Here is a 17,258-nt window from a genome sequence, read left to right as displayed (position 1 = left end):
GGGGTGGTCAGTTCCTTCCACGATCAGCTGGTGGACGCGGCGGTGGTGGGCGTCCACGGCTGGAGCCTGTTGGCCAGCCGGATCTCGTCCACGATCCGGCCGATGATGGTGGTGATGCCGAAGTCCTTCGGGGTGAACACGGCGGCGACGCCGGCGGCCTTGAGGGCCTCGCCGTCCGCTGCCGGGATGATGCCACCCACGATCACCGGGACATCCTCCACCCCGGCCCGGCGGAGCCGGTGCAGGACGTCGGGCACCAGCTCGGAGTGCGCCCCCGAGAGGATCGACAGGCCCACGCAGTGCACGTCCTCCGCGACGGCGGCCGAGACGATCTGCTCGGGCGTCAGGCGGATGCCCTGGTAGACCACCTCGAACCCGGCGTCACGGGCCCGGACGGCTATCTGCTCGGCGCCGTTGGAGTGTCCGTCCAGGCCGGGCTTGCCGACCAGCAGGCGCAGCTTGCCGACGCCGAGCTCGGCGGCGGTGGCGGCGACCGCCTCGCGGACCGCGGCCAGCTCGCCGCCGGGCTCGGCGGCCACCGCGACCGGGGCGCCGCCGACGCCGGTGGGCGCGCGGTACTCGCCGAAGACCTCGCGAAGGGCGAAGGCCCACTCGCCGGTGGTGACCCCGGCACGGGCGCAGGCGAGCGTCGCCTCCATCAGGTTGACGTCGGTGCCGGCGACGGCCTTGAGCTCCTCCAGCGCCTGCTGGGCGGCGGCCTCGTCGCGCTTGCCGCGCCACTCCTCCAGTGCGGCCAGCACGGACTGCTCGGAGGCCGGGTCGACCACCATGATCGCGGTGTCGAGGTCGGCCGTGAGCGGGCTCTCCTCGGTGGTGTCGAAGCAGTTGACCCCGATGATCTTGTCCTCGCCGGACTCGATCCGGGCCCGCCGGGCGGCGTGCGAGGCGACCAGGTTGGACTTCAGGTAGCCGGACTCGACGGCCGGGATGATGCCCCGGTTGCCCGCCTTGACGCCCATCTCCAGCACCTTGGCGATCTCGGCCTCGGCACCGGCCAGCAGCTCGGCGGTCTTGGTCTCGATCACCTCGGAGCCGTTGAAGAGGTCCCCGTACTCCAGCAGGTCGGACTCGTAGGCGAGCACCTGCTGGATCCGCAGCGACCACTGCTGGTCCCACGGGCGGGGCAGGCCGAGCGCCTCGTTCCAGGCGGGCAGCTGGACGGCCCGGGCCCGGGCGTCCTTGGAGAGCGTGACGGCGAGCATCTCCAGCACGATCCGCTGGACGTTGTTCTCCGGCTGCGCCTCGGTCAGGCCCAGCGAGTTGACCTGGACGCCGTAGCGGAAGCGGCGCTGCTTGGCGTCCTGGATGCCGTAGCGCTCCAGCGTGACCTTCTCCCAGAGCTGGGCGAAGGCGCGCATCTTGCACATCTCCTCGACGAAGCGCACGCCGGCGTTGACGAAGAAGGAGATCCGGGCGACCACCTCGCCCATCCGCTCGGCCGGCACCTGGCCGGAGTCGCGCACCGCGTCCAGCACCGAGATCGCGGTGCACATCGCGTAGGCGATCTCCTGGACCGGGGTGGCGCCGGCCTCCTGCAGGTGGTAACTGCAGATGTTGATCGGGTTCCACTTGGGGATGTTGCCGACGGTGTAGGCGATCATGTCGGTGATCAGCCGGACCGAGGGCCCGGGCGGGAAGACGTGCGTCCCGCGCGAGAGGTACTCCTTGACGATGTCGTTCTGGGTGGTGCCGGTGAGCTTGGCGATGTCGGCGCCCTGCTCCTCCGCGACCACCTGGTAGAGCGCCAGCAGCCACATCGCGGTGGCGTTGATCGTCATCGAGGTGTTGGTCTGTTCGAGCGGGATGCCCTCGAACAGGGCCCGCATGTCCCCGACGTGGCCCACCGGGACGCCGACCCGGCCGACCTCGCCGCGGGCGAGGACGTGGTCCGAGTCGTAGCCGGTCTGGGTCGGCAGGTCGAAGGCCACCGACAGGCCGGTCTGCCCCTTGGCGAGGTTCTTGCGGTAGAGCGCGTTGGAGTCGCTCGCGGTCGAGTGCCCCGCGTAGGTGCGCATCAGCCAGGGGCGGTCGCGTCCGGCCATCAGATGTTCCGGAAGCGGTTGATGGCGTCGATGTGCTTCGCCCGGAACTCCGCGTCCCGCACGCCCAGGCCCTCCTCCGGCGCCAGGCAGAGCACGCCGACCTTGCCCTGGTGCTTGTTGTGGTGCACGTCGAGGGCGGCCTGGCCGGTGTCCTCCAGCGAGTAGACCTTCGAGAGCGTCGGGTGGATCTTGCCCTTGGCGATCAGGCGGTTGGCCTCGAACGCCTCGCGGTAGTTGGCGAAGTGCGAGCCGACGATGCGCTTGAGCGACATCCACAGGTAGCGGTTGTCGTACTGGTGCATGAAGCCCGAGGTGGAGGCACAGGTGACGATGGTGCCGCCCTTGCGGGTGACGTAGACCGAGGCGCCGAAGGTCTCGCGGCCCGGGTGCTCGAAGACGATGTCCACGTCCTCGCCGCCGGTGAACTCGCGGATCTTCGCGCCGAGCCGCTTCCACTCGCGCGGGTCCTGGTTGTGCTCGTCCTTCCAGAACTTGTACCCCTCGGCGGAGCGGTCGATGATCGCCTCTGCGCCCATCGCCCGGCAGATCTCGGCCTTCTGGTCGTTGGAGACCACGCAGATCGGGGTGGCGCCACCGGCCAGCGCGTACTGGGTGGCGTACGAGCCGAGGCCGCCGCTGGCGCCCCAGATCAGCACGTTGTCGCCCTGCTTCATGCCCGCGCCGTTGCGCGAGACCAGCTGGCGGTAGGCGGTGGAGTTGACCAGGCCGGGGGAGGCGGCCTCCTCCCAGGTCAGGTGCTTCGGCTTCGGCAGCAGCTGGTTGGTCTTCACCAGCGCCAGCTGGGCCAGGCCGCCGAAGTTGGTCTCGAAGCCCCAGATCCGCTGCTCCGGGTCCATCATCGTGTCGTTGTGGCCGTCCGGGGACTCCAGCTCGACCGAGAGGCAGTGCGCGACGACCTCGTCGCCCGGCTTCCAGGCGTTGACCCCGGCGCCGGTGCGCAGCACCACGCCCGCGAGGTCGGACCCGAGCACGTGGTACGGCAGGTCGTGGCGCTTGGTCAGCGGGGAGAGCCGGCCGTAGCGCTCCAGGAAGCCGAAGGTGGAGACCGGCTCGTAGATCGAGCTCCACACGGTGTTGTAGTTCACGGCGCTGGCCATGACGGCGACCAGGGCCTCGCCCGGGCCCAGCTCGGGCAGGGCGACCTCGTCGAGGTGGAGGGACTTGCGGGGGTCCTTGTCGCGGCTGTCGAGGCCGGCGAACATCTGCTCCTCGTCCTTGTGGAGCGTGACCGCCCGGTAGGACTCCGGCAGCTTGAGCGCGGCGAAGTCCGCCGCGGTGCTGTCGGAGTTGAGGATCGCGTCGAGGATTTCCTTCATGGCTGCCTCCGAAGGCGTACCTGTGTGAGGGGCACAGGGCGTCTGGGGGAGCCGGGAGCGGACACCGGCTTCGCTGAGATGGGTGGTTGGGTGGTCTGGCGGGTGGCCTGGCTGGGACCGTGCGGTGGATCTGCGGTGGACCTTGCTGGGCACAGCTCCCGGGGTGTGGGAGCGCCGGACGACGGCGCGCCGTGGTGGGGAGCCGCGGCGCCGCGACTGGTGGGTAACAAGGTAGTGGCACCCTGTGCCACTCGTAAAGACACCGGGTGTCATCAATTCAGGTGAATCAAATCCGCGTTCGAGCGCCCGCCGGCGGGTGCGCGAAGGGCCCGCACCGGATCTCCGGTACGGGCCCTTCGAACTGCTCTGACCTGCGGAAACGCTAGCTCTCAGGCGCGCCTGGCACTGCTCAGCGCGGCCCGGATGCTGTCCACCACGACGTCCAGCGGAGCGTCGGTCCGGGCCACTGTGATGAGTACCTCACCTCCGGGGCTGGCACTCAGTGCGCTCGCGGCCGCCTCCTCCAGGGGGGTCACACTGGCACCGGGTGCCACCAGGGACCCCCGCCGTCTCACCCCCGGCGCCGCGGAGGCCCAGAAGGTCCGCCGGATCACCTCGAAGGAGTGGTCCAGCTGCGCCTCCACGTCGCCCCGGCCACCGGCCCTCAGCCAGCGCCGCAGCACGTGGTTGTGGGCCGCGACGACCGCCGCCGCCGACACCTCGGCCAGCATCGAGTCGTCCTCGCCGGCCCGCTGCCAGCCCGAGGGGATCTCGCCCCCGGTGTCGAACCGGCCCAGCAGGTAGCGGGTGAACAGCCGCTCGTACCGGGCCACCACGGCGATCTCCCGCTCGCGCAGCGCCGGCACCTGACGGATCAGCTGGTACCGGGCGACCGAGACCGCGGGGGTGGAGGCGTACATCCGCAGCACCTCCTTGATGCCGCGGCAGACCACGTCCAGCGGGTGCTCGTCGGACTCGGCGCTGGCCAGCAGGTCGGCCACCCGGACGAGGGTGTCGTCGTGGTCCGGGAAGATCGCCTCCTCCTTGGACCGGAAGTACCGGAAGAAGGTCCGCCGGGCCACGCCGGCGGCCGCGGCGATCTGGTCGACCGTGGTCTCCTCGTAGCCCTGCGAGGCGAAAAGCTCCATCGCCGCCGTGGCAAGGTCCTGACGCATCTGCTGGCGCTGCGCGGCCGCCCGGCGGTTGCCGGGATTCCCCTCGGCGCCGGCCCCGGACGGCCGGTCGGCGCCGCGCGGTCCGGCGGAGTGCTGCGGGGAGGCTGACTGAACCCGATCCATGCCCGGAACGCTACACGCCCCCGGCACCGGCGCCGCGGGCCTTCCCCGTCGTACCGGGGCGACCGGTCCGGTCACGGCCGGTCTCGGCCAGCGCGCCGACACCGCCCCGGGGCTCCAGCCGGTGCGCGGCGACCCGTACCCGGGCTGCCCCGGCAGGAGCGGTGCCGGGCCGGCCGGGCCCGTCCCGGTGGGGCCCGCGCCCAGCGGCGCGGCGCCCCCGACCGACGGCGTGGTCACCGGCGCGCGTGGTCGCGGAACCCGCGGCCGGTCTTGCGGCCCAGGCAGCCGGCCGCCACCAGGTGCTCCAGCAGCGGCGCCGCCGCCAGGCCCGGCTCGCGGAACTCCTGGTGCAGCACCTGCTCGATGGTCAGCGAGACGTCCAGGCCGACCACGTCCAGCAGCTCGAACGGGCCCATCGGGTAGCCGCAGCCGAGCTTCATCGCGGTGTCGATGTCGTCCACCGTCGCGTAGTGCTCCTGCAGCATCCGCACGGCGTCGTTCAGGTACGGGAAGAGCAGCGCGTTCACGATGAACCCGGCCCGGTCGCCGCACTCCACCGGGTGCTTGCGCACCTTGGCGCAGATCTCCAGCGCCGTCGCGGTGACGTCCGGCGCGGTCAGCACGGTGGAGACCACCTCGACCAGCTTCATGGCCGGCGCCGGGTTGAAGAAGTGCAGGCCGATCACGTCCTGCGGCCGCGAGGTGGCCGCCGCGCAGCTGATCACCGGCAGCGAGGAGGTGGTGGTGGCGAGCACCGCACCCGGCTTGACGATCTTGTCCAGGGTGGCGAACAGCTCGCGCTTGACCGCGAGGTCCTCGGCCACCGCCTCGACCACCAGGTCGACGTCGGCCAGCTCGGCGTACTGCCCGACCGGCGTCACCAGGGCCAGCGCCGCGTCGCGCTGCTCCTCGGAGAGCCGGCCCTTGGCCACCGAGCGCTCCAGCGACCTGGCCAGCTGCGCCTTGGCCCGCTCGGCCTTCTCCTGGCTGCGGGCGGCCAGCAGCACCGGGTACCCGGCCTTGGCGAACACCTCGACGATGCCGGTGGCCATCGTGCCGGAGCCGCAGACGCCGACCCGGCGCACCTCCCGGCCGGGCGCCTTGGCCGCGGTGGCCCCGGTGGCGGCGCCGACCGCCTTGGACGAGCCGGGCGCCTCGTAGGTGTAGAAGCCCCGGCCGGACTTGCGGCCCAGCAGTCCGGCGGAGACCAGCTGGCCGAGGATCGGCGCGGGTGCGTGCAACCGGTCCCGGGACTGCTCGTACATGGCCTCCAGGACGGTCCGCGCGGTGTCCACGCCGATCAGGTCGAGCAGCGCCAGCGGTCCCATCGGCAGCCCGCAGCCGAGCCGCATCGCGGCGTCGATGTCCTCGCGGGTGGCGTACTTGGACTCGAACATCGCGGCGGCCTGGTTCAGGTACGCGAAGAGCAGCCCGTTCACCACGAAGCCGGCGCGGTCGCCCGCCGCCACCGGCTCCTTGCCGAGGTCGCGGGCGAACGCCGCGGCGTCCTCGGCGACCTGCGGGGCGGTCAGCACGGTGCGGACCACCTCGACCAGCTTCATGGTGTGCACCGGGTTGAAGAAGTGCAGGCCCAGCACGCGCTCCGGGCGCGCGGTGGCGGCGGCGATCCGGGTCACCGACAGCGCGGTGGTGCCGGTGGCCAGCACCGTCGCGGGCGGGCAGATCCGGTCCAGCTCGGCGAAGAGCTCCCGCTTCAGCTCCAGCTGCTCGGGGACCTCCTCGATCACCAGGTCCGCCGGGGCGGCGGCGTCGAGCACGTGGCCGACCGAGATCCGCGCGAGCAGCGCGGCCCGGTCCTCGGCGGTGATCCGCTCGCGGGCGACGGCGTGCGCGGTGGCCTCCTCGATCCGGGCCAGGGCCCGGGCGGCGGAGTCCTCGGTGGCCTCGATGCCGATCACTCGGCGGCCGCTCTGCGCGACCGCCACCGCGACACCGGCACCCATCGTGCCGAGGCCGACCACGGCGACCGTGGGGAAGGGACGCTCCATCTGTCCTGACTCCTTGTCATAAGGGCCCGCGCGCGCTCCGGCGGACGCGCCGTCGGAGGAGGGTCCGCGCGCGGGGGCATGGGGAGATGACGGTTGCGGCCCACCGGCGCAGCCGCCGGTCCGCTCCGGCCGTGCTGCGGGTGTGCCGTGGTACTCAGGCGCTCGGGGTGAAGGAAGCGGCTCTGATACGAGGCGAGAATCCGGCTCGCCGCGACCCGCGGCTACGACCGGTGAAGACGCACCGCCCGCCGCCGGACCGTTCCGCGCGATCACGCGCCGGCCGGCGACCCCGTCGGTGCGGCTCCCGAAGCCCGACGGTGGTGCGTGCGGACACTGTAGCGAAGCTACTCGCCAGCAGGAAGGGGGCGGGCGCCACCGGATTCCCGGCCGCCCCGGGTCGCCGCCGGCCCGCGCCCGGGGCGGCCGGGTCCCGGGGCCCGCGGCGGCCCGGTGTGCGGCCCGGGGTGCGACCCGCGGGAGTGAACGGGTGGACAGGCGTCCGCCGGAACCACCCGATAGGGGAATTCCCCCTGGTCGGCGGGCACGACAGCATGGCCGCATGAGCACCGGAGCCGTCTCCTCCGCCGGCCTCGCCGACCCGTCCGAGCCCACCCGGGGTGCGGGTCCCGCCGCCGCGTCCGGGCCCGCCGCCGCGCCCGACCCGTCCGCGGGCCCGGCGGCCGCCGTCGCCCTGCCGCCCCGGGCCGAGCGCGGCGAGCGGGCGCAGGCGGCCGTCGAGCGGCTGCGCCCGGCGGGGGTGGAGGCGGTCGCCGTCACCTGGGTGGACAACGCGGGCATCGCCCGGGTCAAGGCCGTCCCGCTGGACGGGCTGGTGCACGCCGCCGAGTGGGGTGTCGGCACGGCGCCCTGCTTCGACGTCTTCCTGGCCGACGACTCGATCGTCACCAGCCGGTCGGTCGGCGGGCCCACCGGCGACCTCCGGCTCTACCCGGACCTCGACCGGGTGGTCCCGCTGGCCGCCCAGCCCGGCTGGGCCTGGGCCCCGGGCGAGCGGTACACCCAGTCCGGCGCCCCGCACCCGGGCTGCCAGCGGCTGTTCGCCCGCCGGATGACGGCCGCCGCCGCCGAGCGCGGGATCACCGTCAAGGCCGGTATCGAGGTCGAGTGGGTGGTCGCGCTCGCCGGGCCGGCGCGGGAGGAGCCCCGCTACCCGACCGACGGCCCGGCCTACGGCATGCAGCGCCTGACCGACCTCTCCGACTACCTGCGCGAGGTGCTGCACGCCCTCGGCGCGCAGGGCCTCGCCGTCCTGCAGATCCACCCCGAGTACGCGCCGGGCCAATTCGAGGTGTCGGTCGCCCCGGAGGGGCCGGTCGAGGCCGCCGACACCTCCGTCCTGGTCCGCCAGACCGTCCGCGCCGTCTCCGCCCGGCACGGCCTGCGCGCCTCCTTCGCCCCGGTGGTCGAGGCCGGTTCGGTCGGCAACGGCGGCCACCTCCACCTCAGCCTCTGGCGGGACGGCCGGAACCTCGCCCGCGGCGGAGCCGGCCCGCACGGGCTGACGGCCGAGGCGGAGGGCTTCCTCGCCGGAGTGCTCGGCGCGCTGCCCGAGCTGCTGGTGCTCGGCTCCTCCAGCCCGGCCGGGTACCTGCGGCTGGTGCCCTCGCACTGGGCCGGCGCCTACCAGTGCTGGGGCCTGGAGAACCGGGAGGCGGCGCTGCGGCTGGTGACGGGCTCCACCGGGGAGCGCGCCACCGCGGCCAACGCCGAGATCAAGTGCTTCGACGCCACCGCCAACCCGTACCTGGCGATCGGCGGGGTGCTCGCCACCGGTCTCGCCGGGCTGGCGCAACGGCTCGCGCTCCCGCCCGAGTTCACCGGCGACCCGGCCGAGGCCGCGCCCGGCACGGTGCCCCGGCTCCCGGCGGGTCCGGGTGACGCGCTCGCGGCCTACCAGCAGTCGGCGGTGCTCCGCGAGGCGCTCGGCGAGCCGTTGTACGAGGCGGTGCTGGTCGTCCGCCGCGGCGAGAGCGAGCGCCACGCCTCGGCCACCCCGGAGCAACTGATCGCGGCCACCCGCTGGCGGTACTGACCGGTGCGCTCGCTGGAGGTGCCGGCGCTGGTCGACCACCACTGCCACAGCGTGGTGGTGGCCGACCTCGCCGACGGCGCGCTGGCCGGGCTGCTCACCGAGTCCGACCGCCCGCCCGCGCCCGGCACCACGCCGTTCGACAGCGCCCTCGGCCTGGCCGTGCGGCGCTGGTGCCCGCCCGCGCTGGGGCTGCCCGTGCACGCCCCCGCCGCCGACTACCTGGCCCGGCGGGCGGAGCTGGGCGCCGCCGAGGCCACCCGGCGGCTGCTGGCGGCCGCCGGGCTGGACACCTGCCTGGTGGACACCGGCCTGGCCGAGGCGGCCGGCCACCCGCTGCTCCCGCTCAGCGAGTTCGCCGAGGCGGCCGGCGCCCGGGTGCGCGAGGTGGTCCGGCTGGAGTCCGTCGCCGAGACGGTCTCGGCGTCGGCCGGGTCCTGGCCGGCCCTCGTCCGCGAGGCGCTGGCCGCGTCGGCGGCCGGCGCGGTGGCGGTCAAGTCGGTGGTGGCCTACCGGCACGGCCTGGCGGTACCGGCCGAGCGCCCCGCCCCGGCGGCGGTGGTGGCGGCCGCCGGGGAGTGGCTGCGCGCCGGGCGCGGCCGGCTGAGCCACCCCGTGCTGCTGCGCCACCTGCTCTGGACGGCCCTCGACGTGTGCGCCGAGCTCGGCCTGCCGCTCCAACTGCACACCGGGTTCGGCGATCCGGACCTCACCCTGCACCGGGCCGACCCGTCGCTGCTGACCGACTTCGTCCGGGCCGCCGAGCCGAGCTGCGTTCCGCTGGTGCTCCTGCACGGATATCCCTACCACCGGCAGGCGGCCTGGCTGGCCCAGGCCTTCCCGCTGGTGTACACCGACCTCGGGCTGACGGCCTCCTACGTCGGGCCCCGGGTGGCCGCCGTACTCGGCGAGATGCTGGAGCTGGCGCCGTTCGGCAAGCTGCTCTTCTCCACCGACGCCTACGGATTGCCGGAGCTTTACCTGGTGGGCACCGCCCAGTTCCGGCACGGCCTGGGCACCCTGCTGGACGGCTGGCGCGCGGACGGCGCCTGCTCGGCGGCCGACGGCCGCCACCTCGCCCGGCAGGTCGCGGCGGACAACGCCCGTCGCCTGTACCGGCTCTGAGCGGCGGGCGGGCGCGGTAGCGGCCCGGGCCGGCCGGCCGGTGGAGCGTCCGGCCCTGGTCGGCGCGGTGCGGGCGCCCCGGCGGCGGCCCCTGACCGGGTGCGCCGAGCGGCCCCGGTGGCCCGGGAATTGTGGATCGTCTACGCCCCGGTGAGGGAAAGCGCGCGCGGGCCGGATATTCACCGTATGGATTGACACCGGGTCGGATCGGCCGGAGCCGCACCCCTCGGAAGTGGCCGAACGGTGTCGATTAGATGACTACCTCTTGCGGATTACAACGCATGTTCACTAGCGTCCCGATCATTCCACTGCACCTGCCATCCGCAGCTGCACGACGACTCGGGAGGGCCAACCCCTATGAGTGTTCCTCGGATCAGCCGGACCCGGTACGCCGCAGTGGGCGTCGCCCTCGCCGCGGCCAGTGCCCTGGCACTGCCCGCCGGGACCGCCGTCGCCGCCTCCGGGGCCGAGCCGACCACCGGGCCGCTGCTGAGCTACGTCGTCAACACCCAGGCCAACCACGGCCAGGTGCAGAAGGTCGAGAAGGCCGTCACGACCCTCGGCGGCACCGTGGTGTACTCGTACGAGCAGATCGGCGTGGTGATCGCCCGCTCGACCGACACCCAGTTCGCCGCCAAGCTGCGGAAGGCGAAGGGCGTCCAGTCGGTCGGCACCAGCCGCACCAAGGGCATCACGGCCGCCGAGACGCAGAAGGCCGAGGTCGCCGCCGAGCCGGTCACCGCCGCCGCGGCCGGCCAGGAGCCCTACTGGGCCAACCAGTGGGACATGCGTCAGATCGGCGTCGACAAGGCCCACAAGCTCTCCCTGGGCAGCCGCAACGTGACCGTCGGCGTGCTGGACTCCGGCATCGACGGCACCCACGAGGACCTCGCCGCCAACGTCGACGCCTCGCAGTCGGTCTCCTGCATCGACGGCGGCAAGCCGAACACCGACTGGGCGGCCTGGCAGCCGGGCCCCGACGGCGACCACGGCACCCACGTCGCCGGCACCATAGCCGCGGCCAAGAACGGCAAGGGCATCGAGGGCATAGCCCCGAACGTCAAGCTGGCCGCCGTCAAGGTCGTCGACGACGGCGGGTTCATCTACCCGGAGTACGCGATCTGCGGCTTCGTCTGGGCGGGTGAGCACAAGTTCAAGGTGACCAACAACAGCTACTACGTCGACCCGTGGATGTTCAACTGCCAGAACGACGCGGACCAGGCGGCGATCACCACCGCCGTGCGCCGCGCGGTCGAGTTCTCGCAGCGCAAGGGCGTCCTCAACGTGGCCGCGGCGGGCAACGAGAACATCGACCTCGCCCACAAGACCGTGGACGTCAGCAGCCCGGACGACACCACCCCGGGCACCCGCCCGATCACCCAGGACTGCCTCAACCTGCCGACCGAGCTGGACGGCGTGGTCTCGGTCTCCTCGGTGGGCGTCAACGGTGACAAGTCGTACTACTCCAGCTACGGCAAGGACAAGGTGACCGTCGCCGCCCCCGGTGGCGACCGGCTCTACCAGATCCCGGACACCCCGGACAAGAACGGCCGCACCCTCTCCACCATCCCCGGTGGCCGCTACGGCTACATGCAGGGCACCTCGATGGCCTCCCCGCACGCGGCCGGCGTCCTGGCGCTGCTCGCCAGCACCTTCCCGTGGGCGAGCCCGGAGGAGCTGACCGAGCTGCTGACCAACCAGGCCGAGTCGCACGCCTGCCCGTCGGGCCCGTACAACCCGGGCGGCACCGGCACGTGGGCGGCCACCTGCGAGGGCGGCGCGGACGACAACGGCTTCTACGGCGCGGGCATCATCAACGCCGAGAAGGCGGTCCAGTGGTGGCGCTGACGCGCTGACCGCACGGTAGGCGCCGACGGCCCGAGCGGCCGGAGCTGATCGAACCGAGGGGTGGGGAGCGGGACTTCGGTCCCGCTCCCCACCCCTCACGGGTAGCGGCGGCGCCCCGGCCCTCACTCGAAGTGGTGGTCCCAGACCGTCTCGACCGCCGGCTTGCCGTGCAGGTCCGGCACCTCCTGGAGCCAGGCGGGCCGGCCGGCCCGCCTGGCGGCGGCCCGCCGGCGCTCGGCCTCGCGCACCTGCTCGGGCGTGGCGAAGCCGTCCGGCAGCCAGTCGCGGGAGCGCGCCGCACGGGCGGCGAGGTGGGCGACGTAGGCGTGCCGCACCGCGGCCACCGAGTCGAAGCCGGGCTCGTCGGCCAGCCACGCGTCGGGGACGAGCGCCACGACCTCCTCCAGCAGCGCGGTGGTGACCAGCGGCCCGAGCTCGTCGTCGGCCAGCGCGACGTCGGGGGCGTAGCCGCCGAGGGCGTGGGCGCTCAGGTCGTAGCGCTTGCCCACCGAGCCCGCGGCGCCGGACCAGCGGTGGTGGAAGACCAGCGCGGCGCCGTTGTCGATCAGCCAGAGCTTGCCGTGCCAGACCATCAGATTGGGGTTGTGCACGCTGCGGTCGACATTCCCGGTGAGCGCGTCCAGCCAGACCACCCGGCCGGCCTCGGCCGGCCCGACGGGGATCATGCCGGGCCTGAAGTCGCGGGCGCCGGGCAGCAGGTCCATCCCGAGGTTGAGTCCGCGGCTCGCCCGGAGGATGTCCTGGACCTCCGGGTCGGGCTCGGCGTCGGCGACCGCCGGGTCGAAGTCGACCAGCCGGAGTTCCGGCACCGGCAGGCCGAGCCGCCGGGCCAGTTCACCGACGATCACCTCGGCCACCAGGGCCTTGCGGCCTTGCGCGGCACCGATGAACTTGACCACGTAGGTGCCGAGGTCGTCGGTCTCCACGACGCCGGGGACGGAGCCGCCGGCCCGCAGCGGATCGACGTAGCGCACTGCTGTCACCTGATCGAGCACATCCGTCACCCTAACCCGTGCGCCTTTCGGGCCCGACCCGTTCAGCGGCTTTCCAGCGCCACCTCGCGCGCGTCCGCGAGCGCCTGCCGGACGGCGGCGGGGATGTCGGTGACCGGGAAGGCCACCCGGCGCACCACCCGGGCGCGGTCCAGCACGAGCACCGCCCGCTTCAGCCGCAGGCCCTGGCCGACGTGGAAGGTGGGCAGTCGCAGGGCAGCCGCCAGCCGGACGTCCAGGTCGGACAGGAGGGGGAAGAGGATCTCCTCCGCCGCCGCGAACTCCCGCTGTTCGTCGGGCCGTTGGGTGGAGACCCCGCGCAGCGCCAGACCGGCCGCGCGGAACTCGGGGTACGCCTCGCGGAAGAGCCGGTTCTCCAGCGTGCAGCCGACCGCGCCGGGGATGTCGCCCCAGCCCGGCGGCAGTGGCCCGGGGCGGCCGGTGGCCGGGTAGCAGAACAGCACGGTGGCGCCGGCCGCCGGATCGACCGGGTCCAGCTCGCCGCCGGTGTGCGCGGGCAGGGTGAGCGCCGGCAGCCGGGTGCCGGGCAGCGCCGCCAGCCGGGCGGCCTCCGCGCTGTCGGGCGCGGCCGAGCCGGAGAGCGCGCCGTCGCCGAGCAGCCAGCGGTCCGCCCAGTCCTGCATCGCGACCAGGACCGGCAGCAGCGCCCGGCCGGCCTCGGTGAGCCGGTACTCGTGGCGCACCGGGGCGCTCTGGTACGGCACCCGGACCAGCACGCCTGCCTCGGTCAGGTGGCCGAGCCGCTCGGTGAGGACCTTCCGGGAGATGCCCAGCTCGTGCTGGAGCTCGTCGAAGCGCAGCAGGCCGCGCGCCGACTCGCGGACGATCAGGATGCTCCACCAGTCGCCGATCACGGCCGCCGACTGGGCGATCGCGCAGGTGGCGTCCCGCGCGGGTACCTCTTTGAGCACCGTCGCTCCTCTCACGTCCAGGACGGTCCATCCTCGCACCCCCTTGCTAGTTCCGAAAGGGAACTTGTAAGTTCCTAATGAAAACTCACGCGGAACGAGTGCGCCTGAGGACGAACGAGAACGATTGGGGGAGCAGATGTCCGTCGCCTGGGCGACGCTGCGCCGCACCTGGACGATGACCTTCCGGGCCTACCCGTGGTCCTACGCCGTCGGCTGTCTGCTGATCGGCGTCTTCACCCTCGGCCTGTCCTACCTGGGCCTGCACGCCATCGGCGGCGGCTCGGTGGCCGAGGACTTCACCGCCCGCACCGGAGGCGCCGACTACCTCGGCTACATCGCGATCGGCGCGGCCGGCTACATGTTCACCGTCCGGATGCTGCTCTGGAGCAGCAAGGCGCTGATCACCGAGCAGCGCCAGGGCACCCTGGGCGCACTGCTGATCGCCCCCGCCGGGCGGCTGCCCTACCTGCTCGGCTTCACCGGGTTCGCGCTGCTCAACACCGCCGTCGAGGTCGGGCTGCTCGGCGGGTTCGCCGCGGTGCTCGGCGTCACGCTGCCCGCCTGGCACCCGCTCGCCGCCCTCGCCGGGCTGCTCGCGCTCAGCGCCGCCGTCTTCGCCGTCGCGGTGCTGCTCGGCGCACTGATGATCGTCGCCGGCGAGGCGCACATCTCGCAGAACACCGTCTTCCTCGCCGTCTCGCTGCTCTGCGGCATCACCTTCCCCAACAGCTACCTGCCGGGGCCCGCCCGGTGGCTGGCCGAGCTGCTGCCCGTCACCTCCGCGATGGACGTGCTGCGCGGCGCGCTCGGCCGGGGGCAGCCGCTCACCGAGCTCACCGCGCGGCTGGTGACCTGCCTCGCCCTCAGCCTGGGCTACCTGCTGCTCGGTCTGCGGCTGCTGCCCGCCGCCGAGCGCCGGGCCGCCGAGCGGAGCTTCTGAACCGCCTCCGAACGGAGCCCCCGACGCATGGACCACCCGAACCGGAGCCAGTGACATGATCCGCACCACCGCCCTGCGCAAGACCTTCCGCAGCCGGGAGAAGGGCCTCTTCGGCCCGCGCGCCGTGAAGACCGCCGTCGACGGCCTCGACCTGGAGATCCCGGCCGGCCGGGTCACCGGACTGCTCGGCCTCAACGGCGCGGGCAAGACCTCCACCATCAAGATCCTCGCCACCCTGCTCCGCCCCACCTCCGGCACCGTCACCCTGGACGGCCTCGACCTGGTCGAGCACGCCCGCGAGGCCCGGCGCCGGATCAACCTGATCGCCGGCGGCGAGCGGATGGTCTACGGCAAGCTCACCGGCGCCGAGAACCTCCGCTACTTCGGCCACCTCTACGACGTCCCCGGCGCGGTTCTGCGCCCCCGGATCGGCGAACTCCTGGAGCTGGTCGGCCTCACCGGAGCCGCCGACACCCCGGTCGAGCGGTACTCGCGGGGCATGACCCAGCGGCTCTCGATCGCCCGCGGCCTGATCAACGACCCGGCCTACCTGCTGCTCGACGAGCCCACCCTCGGCCTGGACGCGCCGATCGCCCGGGACCTGCGCCGGGTGGTCGCCGCCCTCGCCGCCGAGGGGCGCGGCGTGCTGCTCACCTCGCACTACCTGACCGAGGTCGAGGAGCTGTGCGGGCACGTCTACGTGATCTCCGGCGGGCGCCACCTCGCCGCCGGCAGCCCGGCCGAGCTCAAGGCCGCGACCGGCAGCCACCGCAGCGTCCGGGTCACCGTCACCAACCCCTCTCCCGAACTGGAGGCCGCCGTGGCCGACTTCGCGCTCCGCCTCGGTGTCCGCGCCGAGCTCGGGGCCACCGGGCAGGGCGGCCTGCTGGTCACCGTCCGCCATCCCGAGGACGTGGCCGGCCCGCTGGCGGGGGCGATCGTCGCCGCCGGTGGGTCGATCGGCGGGCTGGAGGTCACCGAGGCCACCCTGGAGGACGCCGTCCTGGCGCTCACCGACACCGCCCCGGCGCCCGCCGGCGCCCGCTCGGAGGTGGCCGCGTGACCGGCCCGTCGACCCGGCCGGCGCACCCCGCGCCGCCCTCCGTCGAGCTGCTGCTGCTCGCCGCGGCCGACCGCGGCGCCCGGCCGCCCCACCCCGTCGGCCGCACCCTCCCGCCACCCCGCCCGGGCACCCGTCGCCCGCCCCGCCCGGACGGCGACCGCCTCGCCACCCGGCCGCTGCGGCACGCCGGCAAGGTGTTCGCCGCCGAGGCGCTGAAGCAGCACCGCACGCTCTTCGGCCAGCCGCTGGTGCTCGCCTCGATGCTGGTCTGGCCGGTGCTCCAACTGGCCGCCACCTACTACACGCTGCACCCGATCGCCGCCGGCTCGGCCGCCGCCGCCCGCTGGCCGCTCGCCGCCGACCCGGCCAAGCTGCTCGGCTTCCTCGCGACCGGTGCGCTGGCCTGGGCGTTCTTCTTCTCGCTCGTCCAGTCCGCGTGGAACTTCGCCTACGAGCGCACCACCGGCACGCTGGAGCTGCTCTTCCTCTCGCCCGCCGACCGGCTGGTCCTGATGCTGGCCAACGGCGCCGGCGCACTGCTGCAGAACGCCTGGCTGCTCACCTGTTTCCTGGGCGCCGCCGCCTTCGGCTTCGGCAGCCTGGACGTCGCCGGGCCCTGGGTCTACCCGGTGGTGCTCCTCGCCCTGCTGCTGCCCGCGGTGGCCTGGGGCGCGCTGCTCAACAGCCTGATGGTGTTCTCGCGCGACTCCACCTTCGTCTACACCGTGCTGGACGATCCGATGTGGTTCGTCGCCGGGGTCCGGCTGCCGGTCTTCGCGCTGCCCGGGGTGCTGCGGATGCTCGGCGCGGCGCTGCCGCTGACCGGCAGCCTGGCCGTGGTCCGCGGCGCGCTGCTGGAGCGGGAGGGGTTCGGCGAACTCGCCCCCGGGCTCGGCCGGCTGGCCGTGCTCTGCGTGCTGCTGCTGGCGGGCGCGGCACTGGCGCTGCGCCTCGGCGAGGCGCGGGCGCAGCGGACGGGGGGCCTGCGCCTGTCCTGAGCCCGGCCCGGCGCGCCCCGGTCGGCCGGGACGCGGTGCCACCCCGAGCCCCTGCACCGTCCCGGGCCGTGCGCTGTGGTTGGCTAGCCGGTGAAACCGGACGTACCAGACGAGGAGAGCACGGTCATGGGACAGGTACAGGCCACCACCGAGCGGGTCTACGACGCGGCCCCCGAGCGGGTCTACGAGGCGCTGGCCGACTACCAGGTGACCCGCCCCAAGCTGCTGCCGGCGCAGTACAGCGAGTACGAGGTCCGGGTCGGCGGCACCGGCGCGGGCACCCAGGTGCACTGGAGGCTCCAGGCCACCGAGAAGCGGGTGCGGGACTGCCTGTTCACCGTCTCGGCGCCGACGCCGGACCAGCTGGTGGAGAAGGACGCCAACTCCAGCATGGTGATCACCTGGACGGTCGCCGCGGCCGGTGAGGGCCGGTCGAAGGTCACCGTCTCGGCCACCTGGCAGGGTGCGGGCGGCATCGGCGGCTTCTTCGAGCGCACCTTCGCGCCGAAGGGCCTGAACCGGATCCACGACCAGATCCTGGCCAACCTGGCGGCCGAGGTCCGCTGAGACCGGGCGCGTCCG

13 protein-coding genes are annotated in these 17,258 nt (G+C 73.7%); 7 read left to right on the top strand and 6 right to left on the bottom strand.

The window, feature by feature from the left end:
- Positions 1–23 precede the first annotated feature (23 nt).
- The 4 genes from ACZ34W_RS06815 to ACZ34W_RS06800 form a co-directional block, all read right to left on the bottom strand.
- Positions 24–2,063, bottom strand: coding sequence for a protein meaA (locus tag ACZ34W_RS06815; RefSeq protein ID WP_329490094.1), 2,040 nt, complete (start codon positions 2,061–2,063; stop codon positions 24–26).
- The gene (gene ccrA / locus ACZ34W_RS06810; RefSeq protein ID WP_329490095.1) at positions 2,063–3,400 is read right to left on the bottom strand and encodes a crotonyl-CoA carboxylase/reductase; all 1,338 of its coding nucleotides are present in this window, start codon (positions 3,398–3,400) and stop codon (positions 2,063–2,065) included. Before ccrA ends, ACZ34W_RS06815 begins: the two co-directional genes overlap by 1 nt.
- A 389-nt stretch (positions 3,401–3,789) precedes the next feature.
- Positions 3,790–4,698 carry a TetR family transcriptional regulator gene (locus tag ACZ34W_RS06805; RefSeq protein ID WP_465602249.1) on the bottom strand — a complete coding sequence of 303 codons (909 nt, stop codon included), beginning with the start codon at positions 4,696–4,698 and terminating at the stop codon, positions 3,790–3,792.
- A 233-nt stretch (positions 4,699–4,931) separates the two neighbouring features.
- Entirely contained in the window at positions 4,932–6,707 is a 1,776-nt protein-coding gene (locus tag ACZ34W_RS06800; RefSeq protein WP_465602247.1) for a 3-hydroxyacyl-CoA dehydrogenase family protein, read from the bottom strand.
- A 559-nt stretch (positions 6,708–7,266) separates the two neighbouring features.
- On the opposite strand from ACZ34W_RS06800, the gene ACZ34W_RS06795 reads away from it, so the two are divergent.
- The 3 genes from ACZ34W_RS06795 to ACZ34W_RS06785 all read left to right on the top strand — a co-directional run bounded on the left by ACZ34W_RS06795 (position 7,267) and on the right by ACZ34W_RS06785 (position 11,730).
- Positions 7,267–8,760 (top strand): type I glutamate--ammonia ligase, encoded by a 1,494-nt coding sequence (locus ACZ34W_RS06795; RefSeq protein ID WP_465602245.1) that lies wholly within the window; start codon positions 7,267–7,269, stop codon positions 8,758–8,760.
- A 3-nt stretch (positions 8,761–8,763) separates the two neighbouring features.
- The gene (locus tag ACZ34W_RS06790) at positions 8,764–9,882 is read left to right on the top strand and encodes an amidohydrolase family protein (RefSeq protein ID WP_465602243.1); all 1,119 of its coding nucleotides are present in this window, start codon (positions 8,764–8,766) and stop codon (positions 9,880–9,882) included.
- A 357-nt stretch (positions 9,883–10,239) separates the two neighbouring features.
- A complete protein-coding gene (locus ACZ34W_RS06785; RefSeq protein ID WP_329490100.1) occupies positions 10,240–11,730 on the top strand; it encodes a S8 family peptidase in 1,491 nt (496 codons plus the stop codon).
- A gap of 122 nt (positions 11,731–11,852) precedes the next feature.
- On the opposite strand, the gene ACZ34W_RS06780 is transcribed toward ACZ34W_RS06785, so the two are convergent.
- Positions 11,853–12,746: a HipA family kinase gene (locus ACZ34W_RS06780; protein WP_465602240.1), complete on the bottom strand. Its 894-nt coding sequence runs from the start codon at positions 12,744–12,746 to the stop codon at positions 11,853–11,855.
- A 41-nt stretch (positions 12,747–12,787) separates the two neighbouring features.
- On the bottom strand, positions 12,788–13,675 hold the full coding sequence (locus ACZ34W_RS06775) for a winged helix-turn-helix transcriptional regulator (protein ID WP_465602238.1): 888 nt from the start codon (positions 13,673–13,675) through the stop codon (positions 12,788–12,790).
- A gap of 136 nt (positions 13,676–13,811) precedes the next feature.
- On the opposite strand from ACZ34W_RS06775, the gene ACZ34W_RS06770 reads away from it, so the two are divergent.
- The 4 genes from ACZ34W_RS06770 to ACZ34W_RS06755 all read left to right on the top strand — a co-directional run bounded on the left by ACZ34W_RS06770 (position 13,812) and on the right by ACZ34W_RS06755 (position 17,243).
- Positions 13,812–14,615, top strand: coding sequence for an ABC transporter permease (locus tag ACZ34W_RS06770; protein ID WP_465602236.1), 804 nt, complete (start codon positions 13,812–13,814; stop codon positions 14,613–14,615).
- Positions 14,616–14,670: 55 nt separating this feature from the next.
- Positions 14,671–15,678, top strand: coding sequence for an ABC transporter ATP-binding protein (locus ACZ34W_RS06765; protein ID WP_329490104.1), 1,008 nt, complete (start codon positions 14,671–14,673; stop codon positions 15,676–15,678).
- Positions 15,675–16,676: an ABC transporter permease gene (locus ACZ34W_RS06760; protein WP_396490061.1), complete on the top strand. Its 1,002-nt coding sequence runs from the start codon at positions 15,675–15,677 to the stop codon at positions 16,674–16,676. Before ACZ34W_RS06765 ends, ACZ34W_RS06760 begins: the two co-directional genes overlap by 4 nt.
- Positions 16,677–16,802: 126 nt before the next feature.
- Positions 16,803–17,243: an SRPBCC family protein gene (locus ACZ34W_RS06755; protein WP_359834569.1), complete on the top strand. Its 441-nt coding sequence runs from the start codon at positions 16,803–16,805 to the stop codon at positions 17,241–17,243.
- Positions 17,244–17,258: the final 15 nt, after the last annotated feature.

It is taken from the genome of Kitasatospora sp. NPDC022856 (assembly GCF_055561235.1).
The sequence above is the reverse complement of the archived record's forward strand: the minus strand, read 5'-3'. Positions and strand labels throughout refer to the sequence as shown.

Excerpts from the sequence above, each read along its gene's own strand:
- ACZ34W_RS06815 (WP_329490094.1), bottom strand. The coding sequence starts at position 2,063 with ATGGCCGGACGCGACCGCCCCTGGCTGATGCGCACCTACGCGGGGCAC.
- ccrA (WP_329490095.1), bottom strand. The coding sequence starts at position 3,400 with ATGAAGGAAATCCTCGACGCGATCCTCAACTCCGACAGCACCGCGGCG.
- ACZ34W_RS06805 (WP_465602249.1), bottom strand. The coding sequence starts at position 4,698 with ATGGATCGGGTTCAGTCAGCCTCCCCGCAGCACTCCGCCGGACCGCGC.
- ACZ34W_RS06800 (WP_465602247.1), bottom strand. The coding sequence starts at position 6,707 with ATGGAGCGTCCCTTCCCCACGGTCGCCGTGGTCGGCCTCGGCACGATG.
- ACZ34W_RS06795 (WP_465602245.1), top strand. The coding sequence starts at position 7,267 with ATGAGCACCGGAGCCGTCTCCTCCGCCGGCCTCGCCGACCCGTCCGAG.
- ACZ34W_RS06785 (WP_329490100.1), top strand. The coding sequence starts at position 10,240 with ATGAGTGTTCCTCGGATCAGCCGGACCCGGTACGCCGCAGTGGGCGTC.
- ACZ34W_RS06770 (WP_465602236.1), top strand. The coding sequence starts at position 13,812 with ATGTCCGTCGCCTGGGCGACGCTGCGCCGCACCTGGACGATGACCTTC.
- ACZ34W_RS06765 (WP_329490104.1), top strand. The coding sequence starts at position 14,671 with ATGATCCGCACCACCGCCCTGCGCAAGACCTTCCGCAGCCGGGAGAAG.
- ACZ34W_RS06755 (WP_359834569.1), top strand. The coding sequence starts at position 16,803 with ATGGGACAGGTACAGGCCACCACCGAGCGGGTCTACGACGCGGCCCCC.